Genomic DNA, 20,672 nt, shown 5'->3' on the forward strand with positions numbered 1-20,672 from the left:
CTCAGGCCCCCTCCTTTATTCTGGGTTGAAAACTGGAATCCATGCGGTTCATCAGGTATTGTGCAAAGTCGAAATTCGGCCGTTCCAGATGCGACAGATGTCCGGGCTCGGCCCCATCCGCGCAAAGACCGCGATAGACCTTCTCTGTGCAGCCACGGTCCTCGACGTTGACTTCGTCCAACAATGTTTTCAGGTCGATCAGGTTCTGCTGGGCCTCCGTATCGTCCGCATAATCATCGGACATGCCTCCGCCGAAACGGATCTGTACCTGTGACGGCCCCTTGGGGTGCAAGCTCAGATACCAGAAATATCCGGGCGTTAGTGTGATCAGTAGGCTCGGATAGATCGCCAATAGAAAGGTCGTTCGGCGCTCATCTCCCTGCAGGCGGTCATTCTTGGGATGCGCCATCGCGATACGCAGCGATTCATCCTTGAGGATCGTGTGATAATTGAAAGCTTTCCGACCCGGCGGGCAAATCATTTCATCCAGCCGTGAAAGCCCACCGATGGTTCCTGCGTGACAAACCGGCAAGTGATAACTTTCCATGAAGTTTTCTGCGAGCACCTTCCAGTTTGTGTCCCACAGATGTTCTTCAAAGAAGGTCTCAGTATAGTTGGTCATGTCGTATCCGGCGACCAGATCCTCGACTTCTTTAAGTTGCGAGGCCACCGGGGATGCGTCGGGATTGAGGGTTATGAAAACCCAACCCAGCCATTCCTCACACGACACTTCCGGCAGAGCATAATCGCTTTTGCAGAACCCCTTGTTTCCGGCCATTGCGGGCGCGCCGCGCAACGAACCATCCAGATTGTAAGTCCATGCGTGGTAGGGACAAACAATCGATTTGGTTTGCCCCCGTCCATGCAGCAGCGTCGACATACGGTGGCGACAGACATTCGAGAAAGCCCTCAATTCACCATCCCGATCGCGTAGTACGATGATCGGTTGATCAGCCAGTTCGCAGGTTACGTAGTCTCCAACTTCTGACAACGAACTGGCGCGACCGACGCAGAACCAGTCTTTCTTGAAGATGTTTTCAAGTTCGGCCTCCAGAAACTCTTGCGAATAGTACACGGAAGGCGGCATTGCCCGGGCCTGTTCGAATGGGACGGATACATTGGCCCGCAATGCTTCGACCGGGTTCTCGATGGGATGCATAACTGTCATGTTTCGGTGCCTTTCCTGCCGAGTCACTCAGCGGCTGCAGGACAATAGTCCCGGTAATTTTTCTGGATGGCTATCTGATCTGCGACATAAGCTGCGTCGTGCCAAACGCCCCAAATGAAGGTAGACCCGCGCCGCGATTGCCACGGCAGTCCAAGAAAATAGATGCCTGGCTCAGTCGAGACGCCGCGCTGATGCACCGGCGCACCTGTTTGGTCGAACGCATCCACTTTCATCCAGCTGAAATCCTGACGATAGCCCGTGGCCCAGATGATGGTGGTGATACCTTCGGCCCTGAGATCAAGCTCATGGAACGGATTGGTCAGGCATTCCGGGTCAGGTGGCAGGATCCTTGCCTCGGGTTCCTGAGGCAAATCCAGACCCATACGTTCAGCGTAGGCATCCGCCTGATCAAGCATATCGAGATAGTTCGCATCCCCTGCGGCGATGTTTTCCGCCAGATCATTGTCGATGATCAGCTTGCCGTTTTCATAGCGATCAGCCCTGCCCAGCAGCGTCATGCCTTCGGCTGCGAGGCGGCGGAAATCTACCGTCTGTCCACCCTGCGCGCCACTGACCGAAATCGTGACATGTTCGGTGCCGGGTTCCTTGGCGGGAATGTCCCACAGGCCCAGTACACCCAGCCACCAGCAATAGTCCCGACCGCGATACGCACGAGGGGGACGATCATGCGGGCCAACACAAAGGAAAGTCTTGCGGCCGGCGCGCTGCAACTCATCTGCAATCTGACCTCCCGACGAACCAGCGCCCACTACAAGCACAGCCCCTTCGGGAAGATCTTGCGGGTTGCGGTACGAGGCCGAATGGATCTGTGTAATGCCCTCACTCTCGGGCACGATATCCGGGAAAACCGGATGCTGAAATGCGCCTGTTGCTGAGACTACGGCCTCGGCTTCGATCACGCCGTCCGATGTTTCAACCTTAAATCCCGGCCGACCGACATTCTTTGTAAGAGAGATCACCTCAACCCCTGTCCGAATGGGGGCCTCGATCATCTCGGCATAAGCGTTCAGATAATCTGCAACCTGTTCTTTGGGTGGAAATGCGTCCGCCCCACAGGTCTGAAACTTCATGTTTGGAAAACGATCGTGCCAAGCCGGGCCGTTTGCCACCAGCGAATCCCAGCGGCGCGATCTCCAGGCTTCGGCCACGCGATGCTTTTCAAGAACGATATGAGAAATCGAGTTGCGGCTCAGATGCTCGCTCATCGCGATTCCAGCCTGCCCTGCGCCTACAACAAGGGTATCAACATATTCCACCATCGCTCGGAGCCTTTCTTGCTAGGTCTCCGGGAACCTGCCATTCCCGGAGAGCGCAAAAAAGAACAGTCTTTCTTCTTTTCAATTAGGTAAGAGCTAAGAAGTAAAATAACCGGTAACTATTGGCGATCGGCACCAATTATCACATTGAAAAATATTGATAATAACGCGGATCAATCCTAGCTGATCAGTCAGTTGACCAGCGTCTCACCCAAACGCTTTAGCATACGGCAGCAAAGTTCCAGCTGCCCGATCTCCAGATACTCATCAGGCTTATGAGCTTCACGGATCGAACCGGGGCCGCAGACAATCGTATTTGAGCCCAATTTCTGAAACAGCCCTGCCTCGGTTCCGAACGCCACCAGATCGGCACCGTTTGCCCCTGTCAGCTTTGCAACCAGATCGCGGGCCGCGTTGTCATCCATGGGCTCGAGACCAGCAACTTCTGCTATGATTTCCAGCTCGATACCTGCCTTTGGATGAACGGACTTCATATCGGGCACCAGTGTACCGTCAACGTAATCCGTCATTTCCCCTTTCACGAAATCTGCATCGCTCGCCTGAACCGGTCGCATTTCCCAGTCGACCTCGGCTTTGCCGACAATAACATTATGCGCTACGCCGCCCGAGATTCTGCCGATATTTATAGTGCTCCATGGCGGGTCAAACTTGCTGGTCTCTGGGGTCCTTGCCTTCAGAGCCTCTCGCAACTCGAGCAATTTCGCCACATAGCGCGCAGCATATTCGGCGGCGTTCACACCTGCATCCGGCGCTGAACCATGCCCCTCCAACCCGGCAAATCGGGCCGTGTACTCATAGCAGCCCTTGTGACCCTCGATGACGCGCATCTCGGTGGGCTCGCCAACAATCGCGATATCCGGAACAATTCCTCGCTGTGCGAGATCACGGATCAAATTTTGCGCGCCCAAACAGCCCGTTTCCTCATCATATGTGAAGGCAAAGTGCAGTGGTTGCTTCAAGGCGCTTGCATCAAGCGTCTCGGCAAGCGCCAGACTGGCTGCAATGAACCCCTTCATGTCACAGGTGCCCCGACCAAAAAGCTTTCCATCGCGACAATTCAATTCAAAGGGATCGGCTGTCCAATCCTGATCCACAACGGGGACGACATCAGTGTGTCCGGACAACATGACACCGCCCGGCAGATCCGGCCCTAGTGTCGCAAAAAGATTGGCTTTGGTGCCGCTATGGTCTGCTGTTAAGGAACAACGTGCGCCGAGCGCTTCGAAACGATCCGACAGGTATTTGATCAGATCCAGGTTTGAATCTACCGAAACTGTCGGAAATGCGATCAAATCGCCAAGTATATTGATAGACCGGTCCAGCATTATGGTTTCACAAACATCTTGCGGGGCCGATCGCAAAAGCACTCAGCAGGTCCATTTTCGGTAATCAGGATCGACTCGGTGATCTCTAGCCCCCAGTCATCCATCCAGAGGCCGGGCATGAAGTGAAAGGTCATGCCGGGTTCGAGGATGGTCTCATCTTCGTCGCGCAGCGAGATTGTGCGCTCCCCCCAATCGGGCGGATAACTCAGTCCAATCGGATATCCGCAACGCGCCCCGCGTTCTATTCCCGCGCGCTCCAGCGGTGCGGCCAGAGCGGCAGCGATGTCCTTTGCTCGATTTCCCGCCCTCGCGGCATCAAGACCGGCTTCCAATCCTTCGACCAGTGCCGCTTCTGCACGTTTCAGCTGATCGGGGGGACTCCCCAAATACACAGACCGGCAGAACGGGGCGTGATAGCGCCTGTAACATCCTGATAATTCAAAAAAGGTACATTCGCCGGATTTGAATGCATCACCATTCCACGTCAGATGGGGTGCTGCAGCATCCGTTCCCGACGGTAACAGGGGCACAATTGCTGCGTAGTCCCCCCAATCGTCGCCAACACCCGTGATCGCGTCGTGATAAATTTGGGCAACAAGTTCATTTTTGCGAAGGCCCGGTTCAACACGCTCGAGTACGCCATCAACGATATGCTCGGAAATACGCGCGGCCTTGCGCATCAAGGCAATCTCTTCCTCCGACTTTACGGCGCGTTGCCAATTCACCAGTGCGGTTGCATCGATCAGTGACGCACCAGGCAATTTAGATAGCAGCGTCTGATGTGCCTTCGCTGAATAATAGTAGTTGTCCAGCTCAACACCAATCCGACCGTGGGCATGCCCATATTCGGTGATCAGTTTCGCAAGATCCTGCATCGGATGGCGTGTTGTCGATTGCACAAAGCTGTCTTCATAACCGTGGATACGGTCATCCGTCATCCAAACGGTACGGCGCGCGCCATTTGCATCCTGACTGCGCCCCCACCAAACCGGAACAGAGTCCAGAAAGATCAGCGCGCCCTGATGAACATAGAACGACCAACCTTCGTAGCCAGTGAGCCATGAAATGTTTGAAGGGTCTTCTATGAAGAGGCAATCCAGACCGGCCTGAGACATTGCGTTCCGGGTTTTGGCAAGGCGGCGATCATATTCCGCTTGGGTAAAGGCCGGGTCAGTATGCGCCATCTGAATCTCCGCTTCGCAACGAACTTTGGTTGACACAACTTCACCAATCGGCTCACGTCAATGGGTCAGGCAGTCGACGGGATGGAGTTCATCAAAATGAGAGGGTTTGAACAGGCCGAGTTCGAGGCCCGGACTAAGCGTGCTCAAAAGGTGATGGAGCAGAAGGGCCTCTCGGCACTATTGCTGACGACCGAGACGGATTTGCGTTACTTTACCGGGTATCTGACGCGGTTCTGGGAAAGCCCGACGCGCCCTTGGTTTCTTGTACTGCCCGCGAGCGGCAAGCCGGTGGCAGTGATCCCCTCAATCGGTGCAGCGCTCATGGGGCAGACATGGGTTGATGATATCAGAACATGGAGCGCGCCTGATCTGGAGGATGATGGCGTTTCATTGCTGGTTGAGACACTGATCGAGTTGACACCGGCAGATGGTCAAATCGGGATACCAGACGGCCACGAAACGCACGCGCGGATACCGCTGGCGGACCTCGACCGTGTGCGTGGAAACATTGGTCAGCGGCAAATTGCAGGTGACCATGGCATCCTACGGCAGCTTCGAATGGTCAAATCTCCCGCTGAAATTGCCAAGATCGAAACCGCTTGTGACATTGCAGGTCGCGCATTTGCACGTGTCCCGGAAATTGCCTCTTCCGGTGTGCCACTGGATGAGGTGTTTCGCGGGTTTCAAATCCTCTGTCTCGAAGAAGGAGCTGATTGGGTGCCTTATCTGGCAGGCGGAGCAGAGCGTGGCGGGTATTCGGATGTAATCTCGCCCGCACGACCGGTGCCATTGTCCAATGGTGACGTGCTAATGCTGGACACAGGCCTCGTCTGGGATGGGTACTTCAGTGACTTTGATCGCAACTGGTCGATAGGACCTGCCAGCAACGAAGTCCAATCCGCACATGCCCGCCTGATCGAAGCTTCGGACGCTGCATTTGAAATCGCAAGGCCCGGGACCACGGCCGCCGATCTGTTTCACGCTATGAATGATGTGTTGACCCGTGATGCTGAAGGGACGGATGCGGGGCGGCTGGGTCACGGTTTGGGTATGTCGCTGACTGAATGGCCGTCGCTTATCCCATCAGATCACACAGTGCTGGAGCCGGGTATGGTCCTTACGCTAGAGCCGGGAATCGCTGTTGGTGACAAAATACTTGTCCACGAAGAGAACATCGTCATCACTGACAATGCACCAAGATATATCAGCCCCCGTATCGGGCCCGAGTTGATCGAACTATGACACATATTCCTTACACTCTGGATGCAGACGATCCGAATGCGTCACCTCTGGGCCTGATTGTGCTTCAGACCGATGAAACTCTTGAGCCAGAATTCAGTGCCTATTTCTCGGATCGGAAGTATCCAATCCATGTCACCCGCATTCCAAGTGGTATTGAGGTGACAACGGATAGTCTGGCTGAAATGGAAACTGCGCTGCCGGCTGCTGCCAGTCTTTTGCCGAACGCGAGGCCTTATCGGGTTGTTGGATATGGATGTACCTCGGCCAGTTCGGTCATAGGGTCCGAACGTGTGGCGGAACTGGTTAAGCAAACCTGCAATACTGCTGAGGTTACCAATCCCCTGCGTGCGGCTGCGGCTTGCGCCGCAGATCTTGGGGTTTCAAAGTTTGCGTTGCTCTCACCCTACATAGAAGAGGTCAACATACCGTTGCGCCGGGCGTTTGCCGAGCGCGGAATGTCGACTGATGTTTTCGGAACCTTTGGCGAGGCCGAAGAGGCAAAAGTGGTACGGATATCCAATCAATCGGTAGTCGACGCCGCCGTAAAATTGGGCTCCGATTCTTCGATCGAAGCAGTATTTCTAAGTTGTACGAACCTCAGAACCTTGTCGGCCATCCCGGAAATCCAGAACAGGATCGGAAAGCCGGTTCTTTCAAGTAATCAAAGTCTCGCTTGGCATATGAAGCGTTTGAATGCAGCTTAATGAATTATCAAAACGATATCTCAATTATCAAAAATTGCATTCAAGGTTGCAATGACGCACCTGCTTGGTCTTAACTGAGTCGACAGATCAGTGAAATCCGACGCTGTTGGATAATCATTTGACGAGACAGGGGGTCTTGTGACCGAAACAAGTAACGACGCCGCGTTTGTCGAATTTCAACGCGTTCAAAAGTCTTATGATGGCGAAAATCTCGTCGTTAAAGATTTAAATCTGGCTATGCCCAAGGGTGAGTTTCTGACGATGCTCGGGCCATCAGGGTCCGGGAAAACCACCTGCCTTATGATGCTCGCCGGGTTTGAAACAGCCACCCATGGTGAAATCCTGTTGGATGGGCGACCCATCAACAATATTCCGCCCCACAAGCGCGGCATCGGCATGGTGTTTCAAAACTACGCCCTGTTCCCGCACATGACTGTGGCCGAAAACCTTTCGTTCCCACTGGAAGTCCGCAAGATGGGCAAGTCCGAACGTGAGGAAAAGGTAAAACGCGCACTGGATATGGTGCAGATGGGTGCCTTTGGCAGCCGCCGTCCCGCTCAGTTGTCAGGTGGACAGCAACAGCGGATCGCACTGGCGCGTGCTCTCGTTTTTGAACCTGAGCTGGTATTGATGGACGAACCACTGGGCGCGCTGGACAAGCAGCTGCGTGAACACATGCAGTTCGAAATCACCCGTCTTGCGCATGAGCTTGGAATCACGACCGTTTACGTCACTCACGACCAGACCGAAGCCCTGACCATGTCGGATCGTGTGGCGGTTTTCGATGACGGCCGCATCCAGCAGCTTGCCCCACCAGATCAGCTCTATGAAGAACCCGAGAACAGCTTTGTTGCGCAGTTCATCGGTGAGAACAACACGCTGGAAGGCGTGGTGAAATCTATCGACGGTGATACCTGCCTTGTTCAACTGGATGATGGCTCGGAAATTGATGCGGTTCCGATCAATGTTCACCAGCCGGGCGAGCGCACCAAAGTGTCGATCCGGCCTGAGCGTGTTGAATTCAACAAAGACCGACTGCACGCCGATGCGCACACGCTCAAGGCGATAGTGAAAGAGTTCATCTATATGGGCGATGTGTTCCGCTTCCGCATGTCGGTCGCTGGAAATGACGAGTTCATCGTCAAGACACGAAATGCCCCGGATGCTGTAAAACTGAAACCCGGCGAAGAGATAGAGATCGGGTGGCTGCCTCAGGATTGTCGTGCGCTGGACGCATAGACCAGCCGGGTCAGGCAGAGGGACAGGCTGACGAAAACCCGTGCGTCAGCCTACAATAATACAAACGGGAATAACTGGGAGATACTTTATGAAACCAACAAAGATCTTGCTTTCTGCAGCCGCAATTGCGACGGCCGCAGGCACCGTTTCCGCAGAAGAGATGACGATCGTCTCGTGGGGCGGCGCCTATTCGAAATCTCAGCTAAAGGCTTACCACGAGCCCTATTCGGAAAAGACCGGCGTCACAATTCTTAACGATGACAGCTCGGCCGAAGCGGTGGCAAAACTGCGCGCCATGAACGAAGCGGGCAACATCACATGGGATGTGGTTGATGTTGTGGCTGCAGATGCGATCCGTCTGTGTGACGAAGGCCTGGCGATGGAAATCGACCCGGATACGCAACTGGCGGCAGCACCTGACGGAACACCTGCATCGGAAGATTTTGGTGACCTGTTGGTCAGCGAGTGCTTTATCCCACAGATCGTGTATTCGACGACCTTTGGCTATCGTACAGATCTGGTGGGTGATAATCCTCCGACCGACATTTGTGCGGTATTCGATCTCGAAGCCTATCCCGGCAAACGTTCGCTGGAAAAGCGCCCGATCAACAACATGGAATGGGCTCTGCTCTGTGACGGCGTAGCCAAAGAAGACGTTTATGACGTTCTGGCAACTGCCGAAGGTCAGGACCAGGCTCTTGCCAAGCTCGACACCATCAAGGACAGCGTTGTTTGGTGGTCCGCCGGTGCCGACACACCGCAGCTTTTGGCTGATGGCGAAGTCGTCATGGGTTCGACCTATAACGGTCGTCTGTTCAGCGTGATCGAAGAGCAGAAGCAGCCGGTTGCAATGCTTTGGGACGCTCAGGTGTTTGACCTTGATGGCTGGATCATCCCGGCCGGTCTGAGCGATGAGCGCAAGCAGCGCGCGCTGGACTACATCATGTTCGCCACCGACACTCAGCGTCTGGCAGATCAGGCCAAGTACATCTCGTACGGTCCTGCACGTGCATCGTCTGCACCGCTGGTTGGTCAGCACGCCGAACTGGGTATCGACATGGCACCACATATGCCGACCGATCCGGAAAACGCTAAGAACACGTTCCTCTACAACTACGAGTTCTGGGCTGACTATCGTGACGACATCGACGCCAAATTCCAGGCGTGGCTGGCACAATAATCGCTGAATGCGTTGAAAGACCAGTTAGGTGGCGGTGCGCCGCCGCCTGACCCAAGCAGAACCAAGAGGCACGAATGACTGACGCAAGCCAACCCGCCGGACCCATGCTGGCAGCGGACGGAACGCCGCTCAAGCAATCGCTCGCGCGTTCGTTGCGGCGTCAGAAACTCCGGGCGCTATTACTTGTCGCGCCACTGCTCCTGTTCGTGCTGTTTTCGTTCCTTGTGCCCATAGCCTCAATGCTGTTCCGCTCGGTCGAAAACAGCATCGTTTCGGATACGATCCCGTTGACGGTCGAGGCGCTGAACAACTGGGATGAGACAAGTGGCGAGTTACCGAGCGAAGACGTTTATGATGCGTTCGTCCGTGATATGGTCATTGCGATCGATAACAAACAACATACCCGGCTGGGAACGCGTCTGAACTACGAAGAAACGGGCATGTCTTCGATGTTCCGCAAATCCGGTCGGAAGCTCAAGCGCCTGGATCCCGAGACCGACGGACCGTTCAAGGAACAGCTGATCGAAATTCACGAGGGTTGGGGTGATCCGCAGACATGGCGTGTGATCAAGACCCACGCGGTGCCGATTACCAATGGTTACTTCCTGAATGCGGTCGATATGCGGCGCACTCCGGAAGGGGCGCAGGCGCAACCGGAAGACAAGCAGATTCTGATCAAGCTTTTTGGCCGTACGCTGTTCATGTCACTGGTGATTACCGGTGCATGTATACTGTTGGCCTATCCGATCAGCTACCTGCTGGCGACATTGCCTATGCGGGTTTCGAACCTGCTGATGATCCTCGTATTATTGCCATTCTGGACATCCCTTCTGGTGCGAACCTCGGCCTGGAAGGTCATGCTGCAGCAACAAGGTGTGATCAATGACACGCTGGTTTGGCTCGGGCTGGTTGCAGATGATTCACGTCTGATCATCATCAACAACCAGATCGGTACGATTGTTGCGATGACGCATATCCTGCTGCCATTCATGATCCTGCCGATGTATTCGGTGATGCAAACGATCCCGCCATCCTACACCCGTGCCGCCAAATCGATGGGGGCCACGAACTGGACCACCTTCTGGCGCATCTACTTCCCGCAATCCATTCCGGGTATCGGAGCGGGTTCGATCCTCGTGTTCATTCTGGCGATTGGTTACTACATCACGCCCGAGATTGTCGGCGGAACCAAGGGTGTCTTCATCTCGAACCGGATCGCCTACCACATCTCGTCCTCGCTGAACTGGGGACTTGCCGCGGCCTTGGGAACAATCCTGCTAGGTGTCGTGCTGTTGCTCTATTGGGTCTACGACAAGATCGTCGGCATTGATAACGTGAAGCTGGGATAAGAATAATGGCCGCACTTACACCGATATCCCGCAAACCTCTGTCAATGGTCCTGCTCAGCGTTGCACTTGCTGGCGCTTTCGCCGGAATTTTTGTCGGCGCTGGTAATGGCTCGGTTCTTCTAGGAATGTTAGGCGGAGCGATCCTGATCGCAGGGTTGGCCTGGATCTACATTACGCTGCTAAAAAACGAAAAGCTGGCGCGATGGATCAATATCCTTGGCTTCGGCATCGTTGGCTTTCTGGTTTCCGGTCCGATGGGGGGTGTACTCGGCCTGCTGGGCGGGTGGTTCTTCATCTGGTTCATCTATTGGCTGTACGAAGGCCGGTATCGCCGCAAACTGTTGCCCTACCTGACGCCAAAACAGGTGTTCTACCACTACCTGTTCCGAGTGATCTGTGGTGCGATCTTTGTCTTCCTGATCACACCAATTCTGGTGGTTCTGCCGCTGTCCTTTAACGCTCAGGACTTCTTTACGTTCACGCCGGAAATGTTGCGGCTGGACCCTGAAGGGTATTCGCTTAAGCACTACCGCGATTTCTTTACCAACAATGAATGGCAGCGCAGTTTCAAGAACTCGCTGATCATCGCACCAATTGCGACGATCATTTCGGTCTCTCTGGGTACGCTGGCGGCCATCGGCCTAAGCCAGAGCCACGTTCCCGGACGCCGAGCCATTATGGGTATCCTGATTTCGCCCATGATTGTTCCGCTGATTATCTCAGCCACCGGCATGTTCTTTTTCTACAGTGATATCGGCCGCTTCATGGAGGGTACGCTGGGCATGAACAAGAACCTTGTGGGTTACATCAAAGTTATCCTCGCGCATGCGGTTCTGGGTATTCCGTTTGTTATCATCACTGTAACCGCAACCCTGGTGGGTTTCGACCGTTCCCTGACTCGCGCCGCTGCCAATATGGGCGCTGGTCCTGTCCGGACGTTCTTTTCAATCCAGATGCCGTTGATCCTGCCCGGCGTGATCTCGGGCGGTCTATTCGCCTTCATCACTTCGTTCGATGAGGTGGTCGTTGTGCTGTTTGTCGGGTCTGCCAGCCAGAAAACCCTGCCTTGGCAGATGTTCACCGGCCTGCGGGAGCAGATCAGCCCAACCATTCTGGCGGTTGCGACGATCCTCGTGGTGATCTCGATCGCGTTGCTTACCACGGTTGAACTGCTGCGTCGTCGTTCTGAACGTCTTCGCGGGCTTTCTCCGGCTTGACGTAAAAAAGCAGGTCATTTAACGATTCACCCGTTCAACCCCTGCTGCGATGGCGTCGTGGCACTTAAGGGGTTGATCGGCTCTCGGACCCCGAGACCGCCTGTCCTGAACGCCGGGACATGTGGCCGGGCTTTGCACGTCCGGCAAAGATGAGAGACCTGACTATGACTGACCTAACAAATCGCCCAGAGTTCTTTACTTGTCACAATGGTGACAAAGCGCCCCTGCCGTTCAGCAAGGGCGAATATGAACGCCGCTTGGCCAAGCTGCGCTCGATCATGGCAGCCCGCGATGTTCCCGCAGTGCTGCTGACTTCGATGCACAACATCGCTTACTATTCCGGCTTTCTGTACTGTGCCTTCGGCCGTCCCTACGGCTGCGTTGTGACACAGGATAGCTGCACCACCGTGTCCGCCAATATCGACGCGGGACAGCCCTGGCGACGTTCTGTTGAAGAAAACGTTATCTACACTGACTGGAAGCGCGACAATTACTGGCGCGCTGTTGCGAGTCTGATTGGTAACGCGAAACGCGTCGGTGTCGAGAGTGACCACATGACCTTGGCCGCACGCGATACCGCGCTGAACATGCTGGGCGCGCCCGAGCTTGTCGACATTGCGCCCGATACCATGGCAGCACGTATGGTGAAGTCCGCAGAAGAGATCGAGCTAATCAAGGGTGGTGCGCGGACTGCCGACGTTGGCGGCGCCGCGATTCATGCTGCGATCCGAGAAGGTGCCACCGAGATTGAGATCGCAATGGCAGGTCGCGATGCGATGGAGGAGGAGATTGCACGCGCTTACCCTGATGCTGAATACCGTGACACCTGGGTTTGGTTCCAGTCAGGTCTCAACACAGACGGCGCCCATAACCCAGTGACAAAACGCGCGCTGCAGAAGGGCGATATTCTTTCGCTGAACACTTTCCCGATGATTTCGGGATACTACACAGCGCTTGAGCGGACCCTGTTTCTGGGTGAACCGGACGCTGAAAGCCTGCGCTTGTGGAAGGCCAACGTCGCAGCTCATGAACTGGGCCTAAGTCTGATCAAACCGGGCGCGACCTGTTCCGGCATCACTGCTGAGATCAACCGCTTCTTTGCGGATGAGGGCCTGCTGCAATACCGTTCCTTCGGCTACGGCCATTCCTTCGGTATTCTCAGCCACTATTACGGGCGCGAGGCAGGGCTGGAATTGCGTGAGGACATCGACACCGTTCTCGAACCGGGCATGGTGGTTTCTATTGAACCCATGTTGTGGATTCCCGAAGGGCAGCCCGGCGCAGGCGGTTATCGTGAACACGATATTCTTGTTGTTGGTGAAGATGGTGCAGAAAACATCACGGGCTTCCCATATGGCCCGGGTCACAACATTATCGGCGCCTGATCGGATGCGTGGAGCCACTTGCTCCACACTTGCCAAAGGATATCGACATATCAGATCCTAAGCGCTCCAAACGACGTATTCCGGCACTCAGATCAGACTGACTGCCGGAATACTGAAGCATTCAAATGAAGAATGCTCTGGGGAGGGAACTTACTTCCGGTTGTGGAAGATGAAGCCGATGAAGTTCAGCAACAATTGCGCCGCAAGAATCTGGGTGCTTTCAGATGGGTCATAAGCTGGGGCGACCTCTACCAGATCGATGCCAACAACATCGCCATGTTTACTCAGACCCTGCAGAATCTCCAGCACGTCATAATACTGAAAACCGCCATGGCTGGGTGTGCCAGTTCCGGGCGCAATTGATGGGCAGAATGCGTCAATATCGATGGTGACGTAATAGCGTACGCCTTCGGGAATACGATCCAAAACACCCTGAGTTCCCAGTTTGCGGACCTGTCGGACCGACAGAATATCCGAGCCGCGGGCGCGGGCATCGTCATAACCCTCTTTCGCGGTCGAAGATACGTTGCGGATACCCATTTGGGTCATGCCCGATACGTAATCCTTCTCAATCGCACGGCGCATTGGGTTGCCGTGGCCGACTGTGACGCCGTGGCGCTCATCGACAAAGTCCAGATGCGCGTCGATCTGAATGACGTGGATCGGACCTTTTTCGGCGCAGTCTTCTGCATAGGCATTAATGCAGGGAATGTTGACCGAATGATCACCACCGATTGTTACGGGGATTGCACCCGCATCGAGTATCTTTTTGACGCCGTATTCGATGTTGGCGTGGCTCTCTTCGGTTTTAGTGTGGATGATATCTGCATCCCCCAGATCAACGATACGCACGTCGCTGCCAAGATAAGTAGCGTCATCCTCGTGATCATACGCCCCGGCATGGCCAAAGCTGAACAGGGTCGATGCTTCGCGGACCGAACGCGGACCAAAACGCGCGCCCGAACGGAACTGGCAGCCGAAATCAAATGGCGCACCGAGGATTGCCACATCCGCGTCGATCTCGTCCCAGTTCTCGACGTAAGGTTTCTTGCCAAAGGTCGAGATGCCGACAAAAGGCAGATTCAGACGACCAGCTTCATAACCATGTCCCGACATGAATTCTCCGTTTCTTATTGTTTAGCGATAAGCCAGTTCCGGCAGGAACAGGGCGATTTGAGGGAAGGCTACCAGCAACCCGGTCACAATCAAAAGAATGATCAGGAACGGGGGTACACCGCGTACCACTTCGACAAAGGGCCGGCGGAAGACAGCGATGGCAGTGAACAGGTTGCAGCCAAAGGGTGGTGTGGCCGCGCCGATGGCCACCTGCAATGTGATCAGGACACCAACCAATACCGGGTCCAGCCCGCTGGCTTTGATCATGGGCGCAAAGATCGGCACCAGGATCAGGATCACCACGATCGAGTCCACGAACATGCAACCGACAAAGAAGGCGACGTTGATGGCAAGCAGCACCATGAGCGGGCTGGCTTGTTCAAGACCCAGCGCGGCAATGATGGTCTGCGGCACCTGCGCAAAGCTGAGCGTCCAGCTGAATGCCGCGCCTGCTGCGATCAGGATGAAGACAACCGAAGTGATGGCGCCGGTGGACAGCGCGATATCAAACAGATCTCCGATTTTGATCGAGCGGAAGATCACGACCTCAAGCACGACGGCATAAAGAACGCAGATCGCAGCCGCTTCGGTTGGAGAGAAGACTCCGCCATAGATGCCGCCAACGATGATGGCCGGGAAGCCCATCGGCCAAAGTGCCTTGCGCAGAGCGGTAAAGCGCTGCCCCCAGCCTTCGCGCGGCAGCACGGGAATGTCGTGGCGATAGGCATAATACATGCAATAGGCCGAGAACAGCACCACGATCAGCAGGCCCGGCAGGATACCCGCAATGAACAGTTGCGAGATCGACGTGCCTGAGACCACGCCATAGATAATCATGCCAATCGAGGGCGGGATCAGGTAGGCGAGATCGGCGGCGTTGACGATCAGGCCAATCGAGAAACTGTCGCTATAGCCTGATTTCAGCATCCGAGGCCGCATCGCCCCACCAATGGCCACCACGGTCGCCTGTGTCGAACCACAAACCGCGCCGAACAGTGCGCAGGCTGATGTGACAGAAATTGCCAGCCCGCCCTTGATGTGGCCCATGAAACTCATCACCAGATCGATCAGCCGGTTGGCGGAATGACCCCGCGTGATGATATCGGCAGCGAGAATGAACATCGGCACCGCGATCAATGCAGCCGGTTTCACACCCCCGATCATCTGCTGGATCAAGATTTGCATGTTCATGTTGGGGAAATAGACAAGGAACCCCAGCACCGCCGCCGAGATCAGCGGCATTTTCATTGGAAAACCTGCCAGCAGCAGGACGATCATCACGATCAGCATCAACTCGGTCATTTGTCTGCCTCCGTGGATTCTTCGTAGCGCTGAATTGCGGCTGCTGTCTCAGGGTCTTCGTAGCTGTCGACTTCGAGGTAAGAGACGTAGACCTCTTCCTCGGCAAAGTTCAGATTGCGGATTGCCGTCAGCAGGTATTGGAAAGACGCTAGGCTCAGGCCAACCACCACCCAGACGTATGTCAGATAAAGAGGAAGTTGCAGCGCCGGCGTAATCCGCCCGCGCGAGGCGACTTTCTGAACATATTCCAGCGCATACCAAGCCAAAACTGCCATGACGATCGCGGTGGTCGCAGCAATCACGACCATCAAGCCCTTGCGGATCTTGATAGGAAGGGCGTCATAGATTGCCGACATTCGGATGTGGATACCCTTTCGGGTGGCATAGCCCAGCCCCATGAAGGTGACGATTACGATTAGAAACTCGTTCAGCTCCTCAGAAAAATAGATGGATTGATTGAACACATACCGGCCAAAGACGTTAGCGATCGTGTTCGCGGCCATCAGGATGATCCCCCAGCCCAGGATCCAGACTTCGATCCGTCCGATGACGGCGTCGATCTTTCCCAAAAAGCCGAAGGGAGTGGCAGTACCGCTTTGCATGGTGTCCTCCCTTTGAAAGCCCTCACGCGCAAGGCGCGTGAGGAAGTTTTTGTGTGAGTGGTTTGGGGATCAGTTGCCCGACAGTTCCGCCTGCAGTGCGTCCAGCAGTTCCTGACCACGGGCACCCACGGTGTCGACATAAGCCGCCGAGGTGCCGGTGCTGCGCTCACGGAAGGCGTCACGCTCTTCTTCAGTCAGGACGACCAGGCCGATATCGGGCTTGGCTTCTTTGATGATGTCCAGACGCTGCTGGTTGAAGTCGGTGACAACGCCATCGATGAACCCGGTCATGTCGGCCATGGTCTCACGTACCAGTTGCTGGCGATCAGGGCTGAGGGTTTCGAACCAGTCCGAGCCGGCAACAACGGTGGTGACCAGCTCTTGCTCACCGGCCCAGATCAGGTGACTGGTGACTTCGTAGAACTTCATTTCTTCGATGGTCGGGATCGGGTTTACCTGACCGTCGACAGCACCCAGCTGCAGCGCGCCGAACACTTCGCCAAATGGCAACGGTGTTGGGCTGGCGCCCATGTTCTTGTAGGTCTCCAGCAGGATCGGCGAGACCATCACGCGCATTTTGAAGTTGTCGAAATCTTCCGGTGTGCGGATTTCTCGGTTGGTGGTCCAGACCTGCGGGCCTTCGGAATACATGGTCATGACTTCCAGACCACGCTGACGGAAGTCATCGTTCAGCGGACCGTAGATGGTTTCCGAGCTGCTGAGGATGTTCGAAATCGCGGCCGGATCGGACGGCAGAAGGTAGGGCAGCAGGAAGACCTGGCTTTCGGGAACAATTGTACCAAGGTTACCGATCGAGACGTTGGTGAACTGGATGATACCGTCAGCGGCCTGTTCGACGGTCTCCGTGGGCGTGCCCAGTGTACCCATCGGGTAAACCGTTACGGTCACTTCGCCATTGGTGGCTGCTTCGATGCGCGATTTGAACTCCTGAGCATAGGCGTCCATGATCGAGCCCGGAATCTCCTCGATGGCGAATTTCCAGTCCTCGGCCATCACGCTGATCGGCGCGATGCTCAGCAGCGCAGCGGCGGCAGTTATCTTGATATTGGAGAAAGAGATTGTCACGCGAATGTCCTCCCATTTCGCTTTCATTGCCAATTCTGGGGAGAACCACACCACGGATTCTTTCATGAAAAAATATCATCTTGCTAATGTTCACATAAAGTAAAAATATGTAATGTGGTTAGGAGGAGCTGACCTTTGAAACTGCTGAGAAATACACTTCTTGAGACATTTGTGGCCGTGGTCGATTGCGGTGGATTTACCGATGCACAGTACGCATTGGGCATTACACAATCCGCCATCAGCATTCGAATCCGCGACCTCGAAGCGGCACTTGGATATCGTGTGTGCGAACGCGGGCGAGGGGGGTTCCGCCTCACGGAGCGGGGTGAGATCGCCTATGGCAAAGCGAGGGACATTCTGCGCAGCGCGCGTGATTTTGATGCCGAACTCCTTGAGCTTCGGGACGCCACAACCGGCGATTTGCGGATCGGGGTCGTGGACGCCGTCAACACCCTTGCCGACCTGAGCCTGGAAAAGGCGCTGAAGCGGTTTCTCGACCGGCCAAACGATGTACGCCTGGAGATTGTTGTTGCTTCACCGACGGAACTCACACAACAGCTGATAACCGGAGAACTGCATGTTGCAATTGCACCGTTTCGCAACCAAGTTGCTGATCTGACATACACCGAATTGTGCCAAGAAGAGCACCGGCTCTATTGCGGTCGCGACCACCCGTTGTTCGATTTGCCCAACGACAAAATCGATATCAACATCATCTCGGGCTATCATATTTGCCAGAGATCCTACAGCCACCTGGTATCGCCCGAGCTTCAATCTACAGACCCAAAGGCTGTCGTGGCGAATATGGAGGCCATGGCGACACTAATTGAGACCGGACACTACCTCGGGCCACTGCCGGTCCACTTCGTAGAAGCCAGAGCACAGAACGGAAAGCTCCGAGAACTTGCGCCGGACAGGTTGCACTGGACCTCCACATTCTACCTCGCAACCCGGCCGACAAACCTTCACAGACGAGCAGTCGAGCTTTTTGTTGAGGATGTGATCTGGGCTTGTGGAGCGGACGCTGAACGATAAAGTGTCAATATCAGGCGTCGGACTCATTGATTTTCTAAGTCAGTAGATTGCGATTGCTGTAAGAGCGATTTCTGAAAGGAGGGCCTTCGGGCATCGTCTATAGCGGGCTTTCACACGCCTCAAGTTCAGGGGTCCGTCGAACATGATTTCGTCTAACCATCTTCAAACCGAAGGTGCCTTTGCCGTTTGGTCGCGTACCACGGTTATACAAGATCTTATGCAGGCCTCAGGGGTAGTGAACACCGTGAGGCGCGCGGGGGACACGCGCGAACCAGCCCGGCAAGAGAGATCGATATTCCCTTCATGCCATTAGCCTCAACTGATCGATAATGCGCACGTTCATATGCGACTTGAGATAGCCAACCAGATCGTTCTTCTCGGTATCTGGGATATAGATGACATGATTCATCTCGATCTCTAGTTAATTACTGCGCTCTGCGTCACATCCCCGGATATTCGCAGAGCGCGCCTTCCATGAGTGAGGGGACAATCTCAGGAAGTGTGTTGAAGAAGGCGCCCATCAGATCTGGTCTGAGCTGAACACCTGAAATTGGCAGGGGTTAGAGGCTCAGGCCTTCCAACCCCATTTGTAGTGATGATGTTCGAAGGCGGGGTGCATTCCGGTTTCAGCCAAGCCTTCTACCATGAAACGATAGAGTGAACGCCAGTACGGCTGAATGGTGACGCCTTCTTCCTGGATCAGTTCTTCCATCTTTTTCGCCACCACACGGCGCCTGTCTGCATCCGCAATTGTCAACGCTTCAGCCAGCAGGGCGTCAAACTCGGGGTTTTCCCAACCAAACTCATTCCATGCCTCGCCTGATTTGTAGGCAAGCGCGTGAATCTGCACACCCAAGGGTCGATGGTTCCAATTGGTTGAACTGAACGGGTACTTGGTCCAGTCGTTCCAGAAGGTTGCCCCAGGCAGAACTGTCCGCTTTACCTTGATACCCGCATCCCGCAACTGAGCGGCCACGGCGTCAGTTGTGTTTCTGCGCCAGTCATCGTCGATCGAGAACAATTCGTGCTCGTAATCGCCCATTCCGGCCTCATCCATCAGTGCTTTCGCGGCCTTCGGATCATAGGGCATAGGTGGCAACGGGGCGAATTCGGGATGCAACGGGCCTACATGGTGGTTTTCGGCAGTTTCGCCGCGATTCCCGTAACCAAGTTCGAGCAGAACAGCGTTTTTGACCGCCATTTGGATTGCCCTGCGCACCCGCTTGTCAGCATAAGGTTTGCTACCATTTACCTCTGCTTGCTGGTTGGGACGGATGACAATGGTGCTCATGGTCAGCACTTCGGACTTTTCATAGCCGAGGCCATCCAGAACATCGATGAATTCTCCGACGGCCTCGTGAAGCATATCGACTTCGCCGGATTCCAGCGCTGCCAGCCAAGCAGCCGGATCGGTGCCATAGTCGATGTATTCAATCTTTTCCAAAGCTGGTTTGCCGAACACCTCGTCGCCCCACCATGGATGTGCATCATTGCGTATCAGTGTGCATTTAACGCCCACCTCAAATTCATCGATCAGATACGGACCGGTGCCAATGGCACCTTTGACGTCGTTTTCATCGAAGGATTCATGCACGATTGCAGCAGGATAGTCAGACATTCCCGCAATCAGAGAAATATCCGAATCCGGTAGTGTGAGCTTGACCGTATGATCGTCTACGACTTTGACCATGTCGGGGCTGGCTTTATTCAGTGTCGGGTCAACTAGACTTGCAAAGCGACCGGCCATCGAGTTGGCTTCGACACTTCTGTCAGTCCAGCCGCGAATATTACGGGCGACATCCTGAGCCGTAAAATCGTCACCATTGTTCCACTTCACGCCCCTGCGGACATGTAGAGTGTATTCGGTGGCGTCATCATTGACCTCCCAGCCTTCTAGCAGCATGGGCGTCAACGAACCATCGGGGTTATACTGCACCAGATATTCAAGGGTGCCGCGGGTTTCGTTGCCCATTTCAGACCAGTCATAGGTACGCGGGTCCTTCAAAGCGCGCACGCTCATCTGAACGCGCACAACGCCGCCATCCTTCTTGATGACATCCGCACTTGCCGGGGCCGGCACACCAATCAAACTGTAAGCAGCCGCAGCGCTGACCCCGAGGCCAGTGGCACGAGTCAAGAATTCGCGACGGCTAAGCTTTCCCTGATGATATTCACTGGCGTGCATTTCGATCGCCCAGTGGATATCAGATTGTTTTTTAGTCTTACTTTCCAATTTTGCC

At 54.9% G+C, this 20,672-nt stretch carries 17 protein-coding genes; 8 read left to right on the forward strand and 9 right to left on the reverse strand.

The genetic code is table 11. The features are described 5' to 3' along the window. Position 1: 1 nt before the first annotated feature. The 4 genes from ACR0IO_RS16395 to ACR0IO_RS16410 all read right to left on the reverse strand — a co-directional run bounded on the left by ACR0IO_RS16395 (position 2) and on the right by ACR0IO_RS16410 (position 4,975). Positions 2–1,168 (reverse strand): aromatic ring-hydroxylating oxygenase subunit alpha, encoded by a 1,167-nt coding sequence (locus ACR0IO_RS16395; RefSeq protein ID WP_480742658.1) that lies wholly within the window; start codon positions 1,166–1,168, stop codon positions 2–4. Between the two features lie 23 nt (positions 1,169–1,191). After that, positions 1,192–2,448 (reverse strand): flavin-containing monooxygenase, encoded by a 1,257-nt coding sequence (locus tag ACR0IO_RS16400; protein WP_480742659.1) that lies wholly within the window; start codon positions 2,446–2,448, stop codon positions 1,192–1,194. Positions 2,449–2,636: 188 nt separating this feature from the next. Beyond that, positions 2,637–3,791 carry an acetylornithine deacetylase gene (argE, locus tag ACR0IO_RS16405; protein WP_480742660.1) on the reverse strand — a complete coding sequence of 385 codons (1,155 nt, stop codon included), beginning with the start codon at positions 3,789–3,791 and terminating at the stop codon, positions 2,637–2,639. Then, the gene (locus tag ACR0IO_RS16410) at positions 3,791–4,975 is read right to left on the reverse strand and encodes a M24 family metallopeptidase (protein WP_480742661.1); all 1,185 of its coding nucleotides are present in this window, start codon (positions 4,973–4,975) and stop codon (positions 3,791–3,793) included. Before ACR0IO_RS16410 ends, argE begins: the two co-directional genes overlap by 1 nt. A 96-nt stretch (positions 4,976–5,071) precedes the next feature. Here ACR0IO_RS16410 and ACR0IO_RS16415 point away from each other — a divergent pair, with 96 nt between their 5' ends. The 7 genes from ACR0IO_RS16415 (at position 5,072) to ACR0IO_RS16445 (ending at position 13,291) form a co-directional block, all read left to right on the forward strand. Beyond that, a complete protein-coding gene (locus tag ACR0IO_RS16415) occupies positions 5,072–6,217 on the forward strand; it encodes a M24 family metallopeptidase (protein ID WP_480742816.1) in 1,146 nt (381 codons plus the stop codon). Further along, a complete protein-coding gene (locus ACR0IO_RS16420; protein ID WP_480742662.1) occupies positions 6,214–6,921 on the forward strand; it encodes a maleate cis-trans isomerase family protein in 708 nt (235 codons plus the stop codon). The genes ACR0IO_RS16415 and ACR0IO_RS16420 overlap by 4 nt, the downstream gene beginning before the upstream one ends. A gap of 138 nt (positions 6,922–7,059) precedes the next feature. After that, positions 7,060–8,160, forward strand: coding sequence for an ABC transporter ATP-binding protein (locus ACR0IO_RS16425; protein WP_170336086.1), 1,101 nt, complete (start codon positions 7,060–7,062; stop codon positions 8,158–8,160). An 88-nt stretch (positions 8,161–8,248) separates the two neighbouring features. Further along, positions 8,249–9,340 carry an extracellular solute-binding protein gene (locus tag ACR0IO_RS16430; protein ID WP_155147750.1) on the forward strand — a complete coding sequence of 364 codons (1,092 nt, stop codon included), beginning with the start codon at positions 8,249–8,251 and terminating at the stop codon, positions 9,338–9,340. A gap of 74 nt (positions 9,341–9,414) precedes the next feature. Further along, positions 9,415–10,689: an ABC transporter permease gene (locus tag ACR0IO_RS16435; protein ID WP_480742663.1), complete on the forward strand. Its 1,275-nt coding sequence runs from the start codon at positions 9,415–9,417 to the stop codon at positions 10,687–10,689. 5 nt (positions 10,690–10,694) lie between these two features. Further along, on the forward strand, positions 10,695–11,906 hold the full coding sequence (locus tag ACR0IO_RS16440) for an ABC transporter permease (protein WP_480742664.1): 1,212 nt from the start codon (positions 10,695–10,697) through the stop codon (positions 11,904–11,906). 164 nt (positions 11,907–12,070) lie between these two features. Beyond that, positions 12,071–13,291, forward strand: a complete 1,221-nt coding sequence (locus ACR0IO_RS16445; RefSeq protein ID WP_480742665.1) for an aminopeptidase P family protein — start codon at positions 12,071–12,073, stop codon at positions 13,289–13,291. Positions 13,292–13,441: 150 nt separating this feature from the next. On the opposite strand, the gene speB is transcribed toward ACR0IO_RS16445, so the two are convergent. The 4 genes from speB to ACR0IO_RS16465 all read right to left on the reverse strand — a co-directional run bounded on the left by speB (position 13,442) and on the right by ACR0IO_RS16465 (position 17,463). Then, entirely contained in the window at positions 13,442–14,407 is a 966-nt protein-coding gene (gene speB / locus ACR0IO_RS16450; RefSeq protein WP_480742666.1) for an agmatinase, read from the reverse strand. Between the two features lie 21 nt (positions 14,408–14,428). Next, on the reverse strand, positions 14,429–15,709 hold the full coding sequence (locus ACR0IO_RS16455; RefSeq protein WP_155147761.1) for a TRAP transporter large permease: 1,281 nt from the start codon (positions 15,707–15,709) through the stop codon (positions 14,429–14,431). Beyond that, positions 15,706–16,311, reverse strand: a complete 606-nt coding sequence (locus ACR0IO_RS16460; RefSeq protein ID WP_480742667.1) for a TRAP transporter small permease — start codon at positions 16,309–16,311, stop codon at positions 15,706–15,708. The genes ACR0IO_RS16455 and ACR0IO_RS16460 overlap by 4 nt, the downstream gene beginning before the upstream one ends. A 69-nt stretch (positions 16,312–16,380) precedes the next feature. Further along, a complete protein-coding gene (locus ACR0IO_RS16465; protein ID WP_480742668.1) occupies positions 16,381–17,463 on the reverse strand; it encodes a TRAP transporter substrate-binding protein in 1,083 nt (360 codons plus the stop codon). A 69-nt stretch (positions 17,464–17,532) separates the two neighbouring features. On the opposite strand from ACR0IO_RS16465, the gene ACR0IO_RS16470 reads away from it, so the two are divergent. Continuing rightward, positions 17,533–18,432: a LysR family transcriptional regulator gene (locus ACR0IO_RS16470; protein ID WP_480742669.1), complete on the forward strand. Its 900-nt coding sequence runs from the start codon at positions 17,533–17,535 to the stop codon at positions 18,430–18,432. Between the two features lie 568 nt (positions 18,433–19,000). Here the strand turns inward: ACR0IO_RS16470 and ACR0IO_RS16475 are convergent. Further along, positions 19,001–20,617, reverse strand: coding sequence for an ABC transporter substrate-binding protein (locus ACR0IO_RS16475; protein WP_480742818.1), 1,617 nt, complete (start codon positions 20,615–20,617; stop codon positions 19,001–19,003). Positions 20,618–20,672: the final 55 nt, after the last annotated feature.

Source organism: Ruegeria sp. CE12, assembly GCF_056537525.1.